We start from the raw sequence: 8,994 nt of genomic DNA on the forward strand, positions 1-8,994 counted from the left end.
TTGGTCTGTCGAGAGTGCCTGACCGGTTCGTGGTGGAACCAGCAGGTATGTCGTTCTCGTCTACCGCAGGGGTTAAGCCCGCACACAGGACACTGGTACATGGTTCGGACAGCGATGTCCGGGCGGCGGGTCAAGGGTTCACGGTTCGTTGGGCGCCCGGTGGGTGGCGCACGGAGGAGGCATCGGTGGCGGGCGAGTCCCCCGACAGGTCGAAGCAGCACGAGTCGTCGGCGTCGTCGGCAGAAGCGACGCCGGGGACCCCGGCCGCGGTTCCGGGCCCGATCCGGGCCGCCGCCGCAGCGGCGGCCGATCCCCGTCTGGCGGTGGCCCGCGAACGGGCCGCCACGGTACGGGTGGATCAGGCGACGGCGGTGTTCTCGACGCGGGCGTTGGCGGAAGGTTCCGCCGGGTCCGGAGGGAAGGGCCCCGCGGAGGACGCGCGACTGCGCGAGGCCGTGGCCGCCTGGGTCGCAGGGGCGGACGAGGAGGCCCCTGAGGGGGAGTCCGAGGTTCCGGAAGCCTCCAAGGGCCCGGAGGACCCCGACAAGGCCTCCAAGGGGGCGGAGAAGGCCGGTACGGCGGCGGAGGGGGACGGCGCCGGGTCCGAGGGTGAGGCCGGGACCGGGACCGGGGCTGAGGCGGAGGTTGAGGCTGAGACCGAGGCGGAGGCTGGGGCTGAGGAGGAGGCTGACGGGGAGTCGGCTTCGGGGTCCGACGCCAGTGCTGACATCGATGCCGATGCCGACGCTGATGCCGATTCCGACTCCGACGCGGACTCTGACGCCAAGTCCGACTCCGGCTCCGAGTCTGATGCCGAGTCTGATGCCGAGGCTGAAGTTGAGGCCGAGGGCACGGCTGCGGATGATGCCGACGCCGACGCCGACGCCGACGCCGAACCGAAGACGGACGCGAAGTCCACGTCGGACGCCGAGTCCGAGACCAAGCCCGAGACCGAAGACGCGAAGGCGGCGGAGGCGAAGGGCTCTACGGAGGACGCGTCCGAGACCTCGGCGAAGACCCCCGAGGACTCCAAGGACTCCGAGGACTCCAAGGACTCCGAAGGTCCCGAAGGTTCCGCGACCCCCGAGGCCTCCTCGGACGTCGAGGACGCCAAGGACACGCGGCCCGCCGACGATTCGACGTCCGCCGACGACTCGCCGTCCGCGAAGGAAGCCCGGGACACCCCGGAAACCTCGGACACCTCGGACACCGACGCCGCGCCCGAGCCCCCCGTCGATCAGCCCACCGCCATCTTCAAGGCGCCGAAGCGCCCGGCGGTGGACCAGCCCACCACCATGCTCAAGCTGGGCGGCGCCAAACCGGCCACCGACAAGCCCGCGGACCAGCCGAAGGCCGACCAGCCCAAGACGGACCAGTCCAAGACGGACCAGTCCAAGACGGACCAGCCCAAGACGGACCAGTCCAAGACGGACCGGCCGAAGCCCGAGACCCCGTCCGAGCGCACCAGCAAATTCGTCGCCCTCAAGCCCCTCGACGAACCCGTGTCGAGGCTGAAGCCGAAGACCACCGCGACCCCGTCCGTTCCCTCTGCTTCCTCCTCGCCCTCCGGTGTGGCCCCCGCCGACGCCACCGCCGCCCTCCCTCAGGTCGGCCCCGAGCGCACCACGCAGCAGCCGCTGCCGCCGAAGCCGCCGCTGGACCTGCTGGCCGAGCTGACGAACACGCCGCCGCCCCCGCAGACCCCGGTGCGGACGCTCGCGCGCCGGGTGAAGATCTGGACGCCGCTGGTCCTGCTGCTCGCGGTCATCTTTGCGGTCGCACAGTCGGTCCGGCCGCTGCCGACCCCCACGCTCGACCTCACCGCCGAATCCAGCTACACCTTCGGCGGCGGCGGCGCCTCCATCCCGTGGCCGTCCTCCGGTCAGGGCGCGCTCGACGTCCAGGGCATCGGTTCGTTCGGCACGTCCGGCGAGCAGAAGGCGGCGCCGATCGCGAGCGTCGCCAAGGTGATGACGGCGTACCTGATCCTGCGCGACCACCCGATCAAGTCCGGTGACGGCGCGAAGATCAAGGTGGACCAGAAGGCCGAGGACCAGTCGGACGCCGGCGACGAGTCGACCGTCAACGTGCACGCGGGCGACACCATCACGCAGAAGGAGGCCCTGGAGGGCGTCCTGATCGCGTCGGCGAACAACGTGGCCCGGCTGCTGGCCCGCTGGGACGCCGGTTCCGAGACGGCCTTCGTCGCCAAGATGAACGCCGCCGCCAAGGAACTCGGGATGACGAACACGACGTACACCGACCCGTCCGGCCTGACGAAGACGACCGTGAGCACGGCCGCGGACCAGGTGGAGCTGGCCAAGGCGGCGATGAAGGACGCTTCCTTCCGCGAGGTCGCCCGGATGATGGAGTACACCGACTACAAGGGCACCAGGCACAGCAACTGGAACCACCTCGTCGGCTCCAACAACGTCATCGGCATCAAGACGGGCACCACCACCGCGGCCGGCGGCAACCTCGTCTTCGCGGCGACCAAGGAGATCGGCGGCGAGGTGCGGACCATCGTCGGCGCGGTGATCAGCCAGGGCCCCGGCGGCAATGACAACACCATCCTCGGCGGCGCCCTGGCCGCGGGCGACAAGCTGATCCGCGCCGCGCAGACCTCGCTGAAGTCCGCGACGATCCTGAAGAAGGGCGATGTCGTCGGTTACGTCGACGACGGGCTCGGCGGCCGTACGCCGGTCGTGATCACCAAGGACGTCACGGCGGTCGGCTGGGCCGGGCTCAAGGTCAAGCTGTCCTTCGTCTCCTCGGAGCTGCCGCACTCCGCGAAGGCCGGCACCAAGGTGGGCTCGCTCACCGTGGGCGACGGCGGCAGCAGCAGCGCCGTGCAGGTTCCCGTCGAGCTCCAGAAGGACCTCGCCGAGCCGGGCTTCGGCGCCAAGCTGACCCGCGTGAGCTGAGCGGCCTGCGCAGCGAGCCGAGCGGACCTACGCGGGAGGGTACGGGCGTACGGGTACGGGTACGGGCGTACGAGTGGGGCGCGCTTCCGGCAGGGGGCGTATCCCCCGTACGCCGGAAGCGTCCCGAACGCCATGTGAACGTGCCGTGAGCCCGCCGTGAGCGCGGCACGAACGCACCGCACCCCGTCGGGGCGCCCCACTCGGGAGCTCCCCGGCGGGGTGCGTGCTAGCGTCGCGAGAATCGGGGGCAGGTCGCGGGCCGCGGGTCCCGGGCCGAACACGATAAAACGGGACACGGGAGCCTTGCAGTGGCGACAGCGGAGCCGACACACGCCGACGACGCCGATCCTGGCCCTGGCCCCGGACCAGGTCCTGAACCGGACCGCGGACCGGGCGCGCGAATACGGCTGCCCGCACACGCCACCGACGGCCCCAAGGACGACGAGCCGCGGGAGTCCGTGACGCCGGAGTCCGAGACGCAGGAGTCCGAGACGCCGGAGTCCGAGACGCAGGGCCGACGTACCCGCCTCAAGGCCTTCGCCCTGCGCCATCCCGTCGCCTTCGTCACCGTCGTGGCCGGCCTCCTGCACGTCGTCTGGTTCTTCACCTTCGCGAACAGCGGCGGAGACCTCGCGGCGCAGGACGCGTGGGCGGAGTTCGTCGGACGGCACCCGGACTCGGCGTACAACCTCGCCTGGTACGGCGGTATGCACCCGGTGTCGTACAGCGTGGTGTCGCCGTATCTGATGTCGGTCCTCGGCGTCCGTACGACGATGATGATCGCCGGGACGATCTCGGCGGGCCTGCTGACGATGATCCTCATCCGCAGCCGCGCGATACGGCAGCCGCTGGCCCCGGCCTTCGCGGGTGTCTTCGCGCTCATCTGCAACGCGATATCGGGGCGGGTGACGTACGGCCTCGGCATGGTCTTCGGGCTCGCCGCGGCGGCCGTGGTCTTCTGCTGGCCGTACCGCTGGCGCTACAAGCGCTGGGCGAAGGCCCTGTGCGCGGCGCCGCTCGCCGCGTTGGCGACCGCCGCGTCGCCGGTCGCCGGACTGTTCGTGGGCCTGGTCGCGGTGGCCCTCTTCCTCCAGAAGCGCCGCCCCGGAGCGTACGCGCTCGGCATCGCGCCGACCGTCGTCGTCGCGCTCTCGGCCTGGCTGTTCCCCTTCTCCGGCACCCAGCCCATGTCCTTCGGCTCGGCCTCGCTGCCGCTGATCTCCGCCGGGCTGGTCTTCGCGCTCGTTCCCAAGGAGTGGAAGACGGTCCGGATCACGGCGGCGGTGTACGGACTCGCCGTGCTCCTCGTGTGGCTGATCAGCTCGCAGATCGGCTCGAACATCACCCGGCTGGCGATGCTGCTCGAGGGCGTCGTGCTGCTCGCCGCGCTCCCCTTCACCGTGCCGAAGTCACGCAAGTGGTACGCGACCGTCCTCGCCTTCGCCGGATTCGTCGGGTGGATCGGCTTCAAGTCGGTCGACGACATCATCCATACGACACCGGCGGCGTCCTGGGCCCGCGAGCTCGCTCCGCTGGTGAACCAGCTCCAGGTGGTCGGTGCCGAGAAGGGCCGCGTGGAGGTGGTCCCCGCCCGCTCCCACCGCGAGGCGTCCGCGCTCGCGCCGTACGTGAACCTCGCCCGCGGCTGGAACCGCCAGGCCGACATGGAGCGCAACCCGCTCTTCTACGACGACACCCTCAACTCCGCGAACTACCACGAGTGGCTTCAGCGCTGGGCCGTCCACTACGTGGTGCTGCCCAAGGGCGAACCGGACGGGGACGGCGGCGAACGCGAGCGCCGGCTGGTCCAGCGCGGCATGCCCTATCTCCGGCAGATCTGGGGCGACGCGAACTGGCAGCTCTTCTCGGTCACGGATCCCACGCCGCTGGCCGATCCGCCGGCCGTCGTCGACCGGGCGGAGCAGGGCGAACTGACCATCGAGGTGAAGAAGGCGGGCCGCGTTCTCATTCGCATTCCGTACTCCCCGTGGCTCGGTCTCGTCGACGCCAAGGGCAAGAGCGTGAAGCCGCCGCAGGAGACGCAGAAGTCCAAGCACCGTGCGGAGGGTACGCCGAAGACGTACGACAACCTCAACGGCTGCCTCATGGAGACCCCGGAGAACGCGTCCGGCGACAAGTGGACGGAACTCCTGGCCCCGGCCCCCGGCACCTACCGTCTGGCGGCCCCGTACCAACTCCCCCGGGGAACCCCGTGCCCCCAGGAACTGCGCTGACCTGACGGGTGCGTCGGTCGGCACGACCCCCCAGGCCCCCCCACCCGCCCGAGGATCCCCGGCCGCGGCCCGGTGGGGGCTGGTCGCGCAGTTCCTCGCGCCCCTGGGACCGGGGCTACGCCCCACGTCCCCCGTCCGCCCGAAGTTCTTCGGCCGCGGCCCGGTGGGGGCTGGCCGGGCAGTTCCTCGCGCCCCTGGGACCGGGGCTACGCCCTACGTCCCCCGTCCGCCCGAAGTTCTTCGGCCGCGGCCCGGTGGGGGCTGGCCGCGCAGTTCCCCGCGCCCCTGGGACCGGGGCTACGCCCTACGTCCCCCGTCCGCCCGAAGTTCTTCGGCCGCGGCCCAGCGGGGGCTGGCCGGGCAGTTCCCCGCGCCCCTAGGACCGGGGCTACGCCCCACGTCCCCCGTCCGCCCGAAGTTCTTCGGCCGCGGCCCGGTGGGGGCTGGCCGGGCAGTTCCCCGCGCCCCTGGGGCCCGGGGCTACGCCCCGAAGCCCCAGCCCTTCAGGGGCGCGGGGAACTGCGCGATCGGCCCCCACTCGCCCGCAGCCGAAGAATCCACCCGGGGGTCCGGGGGCGGAGCCCCCGGGTGGGGATGGGACGGGTAGGGGCGGCGGGGGCGAGGAAACCCCCGGTGCCCGCCCCGTCCATGTCTCACTTCACCGGAAACGCCACGTCACACACCACGTCCTCCGGCCCCGCCGCATCCCAGTCCGCGAAGTACACCTCCCGGCAGGGACCGTCGTACGACAGCCCCCGCTCCCCGATCCACGCCTCAACCGCCTCGAACGCGGTGATGATCTGCGGATGAGCCACCTGCGCCTTGGTGATCCGCGCGTACGCGAGCCGCCGCGCCGGCTCCACCCGCACCCCGATCCCCGACGCCCGCCCCCGTTTCTCGGCCCACGCCCGCGCAGCCTCCTCGTCGGCGACCGGCACGCACGACTCGGCGGGCCCGTCACTCTCCATGCTGACCTCGGCGTAATAGACGACGAAGGGCGAGTCGGTCGTCCCGCCGCACTCCCGCGCCCCGTCCTCCAACCGCGCCAGCGAGGCCGGAATCCAGACCGGCAGCTCATCCGCCAGCGTGTGCCGCTTCTCCGTCAGCACCACCCGCTCCGGCACATCCACCGTCTCGACCACGAACTTTCCGTACATGTCGGTACTCCTCCCAGACAGCCGTCCACGGAGGTACTCGGCGAGCGTCCGCTGCGAAGCGAACCGGGCCTCGGTATCCGCCCAGTACGTGGCGAGGAGCGCGGCACCCTGCGCCGCCCCGGCCTCCACCACCTCGGCGATCCGCGCGAGCGGCATGTCGAGCTGCCGCAGCAGCGCGACCAGGCGGGCGCGCTCGACCTGGTCGGCGCGGTAGTAGCGGTATCCGCTGACCTCGTCGACGTGGGCCGGAGCGAGCAGTCCGAGCCGGTCGTACAGCCGAAGCGCCTTCGGCGAGAGCCGCGCGCGGGCGGCGAACGCGCCGATCGTGAGCAGTTCCTGTCGCACGAGCCCATCCTCCGTCACCGGGCGCCTTCCGCCCGGTGACAAAGGACGCTGCTCCCTGCCCCAGGGGCAAGGTCAACCAACGGCTCTCAAGAGCGGAACCCGGAGTTACGCGAGCGCCTTCTCCACCGCCGTCACGACCTCCGCCGACTCCGGCTCGGTCTGCGGCGAGAACCGCGCCACCACGTCCCCACCCGGCCCGATCAGGAACTTCTCGAAGTTCCAGCGGATGTCACCGCTGTGGCCCTCGCCGTCGGCGGTGTCCACAAGACGCTGGTACAGCTCGTGCCGCGCGTCCCCGTTGACCTCGACCTTCTCGGTCATCGGGAAGGTGACTCCGTAGGTCGCGGAGCAGAACTCGGCGATCTCCTCGGAGGTGCCGGGCTCCTGCCCCATGAACTGGTTGCAGGGCACGCCGAGCACGGTGAAGCCCTGCCCCGCGTACTGCTCGTGCAGCCTCTCCAGCCCGGCGTACTGCGGGGTCAGCCCGCACTTGGAGGCCACGTTCACGATGAGCACGGTCTTGCCGCGGTACTGGCCGAGGTCCGCGGAGCCGCCCTGGAGGGAGTCGATCTGGACGTCGAGCACGGAACTGCTTGAACTGTCAGTAGTCATAAACGGATGCTAACTCCGCTTGATGTCGCCCCGGCCGCCGGCCGCCGTCCGCCCCGCATCGGCTCAGCGCCCGCCCGGCCGGGTCCCCGTCCGCTCGGTAGGGTCGCGAACGTGACCACAGCGAACACGATCAAGGGCATCTACGAGGTACTCGACGACCGCTTCGTCACCGGCCGCTGCACGAACGGCGACGGCAGGCTGGAGGTCCTCCACGACGGCTCCCGCTGGGCCGAGGGCCCGCTGTACGTGCCCGCCTGGCGCCAGCTGATCTGGAGCGACATCCCCAACGACCGCATCCTGCGCTGGGACGAACCCACCGGCGCGGTCGGCGTCCTGCGCACCCCCGCGGGCAACAGCAACGGCAACACCCTGGACCGTGAGGGCCGCCTGATCAGCTGCGAGCAGGGCAACCGCCGGGTGACCCGGACGGAGCACGACGGCTCGGTCACCGTCCTCGCCGACCGTTACGACGGCAGGCGGCTCAACAGCCCGAACGACGCGGTCGTACGGTCGGACGGTTCGGTCTGGTTCTCCGACCCGGACTTCGGGATCCTGAGCGACTACGAGGGCCACCGGGCCGAGTCGGAGATCGGCGCGTGCCACGTCTACCGCCTCGACCCGGGGACCGGCGAGGTACGGCTCGCCGCGGACGGCTTCGACGGGCCGAACGGCGTCGTCTTCTCGCCCGACGAACGGCAGCTGTACGTCTCCGACTCCCGCGCCGCCCGCATCCGCGTCTTCGATGTCCGCGACGACGGCACCCTCGCGGACGGGAGGACCTTCGCGGAAGCAAAGAAGGGTGTCCACTTCGACAACATCCGCTTCGACGACGAGGGCAGGCTGTGGGCGGCCGCCCTGGACGACGGGGTGCACTGCTACGACCCCGACGGCACCCTCATCGGCCGGCTCCTGGTCCCCGAGAGGGTCTCCAACATCACCTTCGGCGGCCCCAAGAACAACCGCCTCTTCATCACGGCGTCCACATCCTTGTACTCGCTGATGATGTCGGCGACCGGCGCCCCCCGCATCTAGTAGTGCTTCGTTAGGTTGTGGGCTGTCTGCGGCTGCTCCGAGGGCTGGGCAGGGGGCGTCCGCAGGTGGTGCAGGTACCGGTCCAGCACCTCAGCAGGTCCTGAAGAACGTCGAGGACCTGGTAGAGGGTCAGGCCGGTGTGCGGACTTTTGGGTCGAGTCGCCTGAGGGTGAGGAATGCCTGAGCGGCGGTGACGAGGGTGACGTGGTGGTGCCAGCCGCGCCAGGTGCGGCCTTCGAAGTGGTCCAGCCCGAGGCCGTGCTTGAGCTCGCGGTAATCGTGCTCGATCCGCCAGCGCATCTTGGCCCACCGCACCAGGTCAGCGGCCGGTGTGGTGGCGGGCAGGTTCGATATCCAGTAGTCCGTCGGAGTGTCCTGGCCGTCCGGCCATTCGACGAGGAGTGTCTGGACGGGCAGGACGCCGTCCCAGCGGTTGCGGCCGCCGCCCGCCTCCTGAGCTGCGGCCAGGGACTGCTTGCCCGCGGGCCGCACTGTCAGCACCGCGAACCGTGAGGTCATCGTGCCTTTGCTGCCCTGCCTCCAGGTCACCTCGGTGAACGTCTGCGCACCCGCCTCCGCTGCGAGGACGGAGACGGCTCGCGGTGGGGTGCGGTAGCGGGGAAGGGTGGGCGGTCCGAGCCCGACATAAGCAGGCTGGTGCGGCTCGACATCCTCCGGGTGGGCGACTTC

Annotated in this window: 6 protein-coding genes; 3 read left to right on the plus strand and 3 right to left on the minus strand. The window is 71.0% G+C overall.

Annotated elements, in window-relative coordinates; genetic code table 11:
- Positions 1 to 185: 185 nt before the first annotated feature.
- Positions 186 to 2,924, plus strand: a complete 2,739-nt coding sequence (locus ACIQTP_RS28070) for a D-alanyl-D-alanine carboxypeptidase (RefSeq protein ID WP_403404621.1) — start codon at positions 186 to 188, stop codon at positions 2,922 to 2,924.
- 308 nt (positions 2,925 to 3,232) lie between these two features.
- Positions 3,233 to 5,158, plus strand: coding sequence for an MFS transporter (locus ACIQTP_RS28075; protein WP_403404624.1), 1,926 nt, complete (start codon positions 3,233 to 3,235; stop codon positions 5,156 to 5,158).
- A 653-nt stretch (positions 5,159 to 5,811) separates the two neighbouring features.
- Here ACIQTP_RS28075 and ACIQTP_RS28080 read toward each other — a convergent pair.
- Together ACIQTP_RS28080 and ACIQTP_RS28085 are read right to left on the minus strand one after the other, a co-directional pair.
- Positions 5,812 to 6,660, minus strand: coding sequence for a MerR family transcriptional regulator (locus tag ACIQTP_RS28080; protein ID WP_403404626.1), 849 nt, complete (start codon positions 6,658 to 6,660; stop codon positions 5,812 to 5,814).
- A 105-nt stretch (positions 6,661 to 6,765) separates the two neighbouring features.
- Complete coding sequence (locus ACIQTP_RS28085; protein ID WP_402044338.1) at positions 6,766 to 7,272, minus strand: glutathione peroxidase; 507 nt, start codon at positions 7,270 to 7,272, stop codon at positions 6,766 to 6,768.
- 111 nt (positions 7,273 to 7,383) lie between these two features.
- Between ACIQTP_RS28085 and ACIQTP_RS28090 the strand changes: the two genes are divergently transcribed.
- The gene (locus tag ACIQTP_RS28090; protein WP_403404629.1) at positions 7,384 to 8,304 is read left to right on the plus strand and encodes an SMP-30/gluconolactonase/LRE family protein; all 921 of its coding nucleotides are present in this window, start codon (positions 7,384 to 7,386) and stop codon (positions 8,302 to 8,304) included.
- A 129-nt stretch (positions 8,305 to 8,433) separates the two neighbouring features.
- Here ACIQTP_RS28090 and ACIQTP_RS28095 read toward each other — a convergent pair.
- Positions 8,434 to 8,994 (minus strand): transposase (locus ACIQTP_RS28095; RefSeq protein ID WP_403404632.1); only part of this gene is annotated, 561 nt, incomplete at its 5' end.

Source organism: Streptomyces sp. NPDC090798, assembly GCF_044768965.1.
Classification (GTDB): domain Bacteria; phylum Actinomycetota; class Actinomycetes; order Streptomycetales; family Streptomycetaceae; genus Streptomyces.

Bases quoted from the DNA above. Each gene is read 5' to 3' on its own strand.
- ACIQTP_RS28085 (WP_402044338.1), bottom strand. From the start codon at position 7,272: ATGACTACTGACAGTTCAAGCAGTTCCGTGCTCGACGTCCAGATCGAC.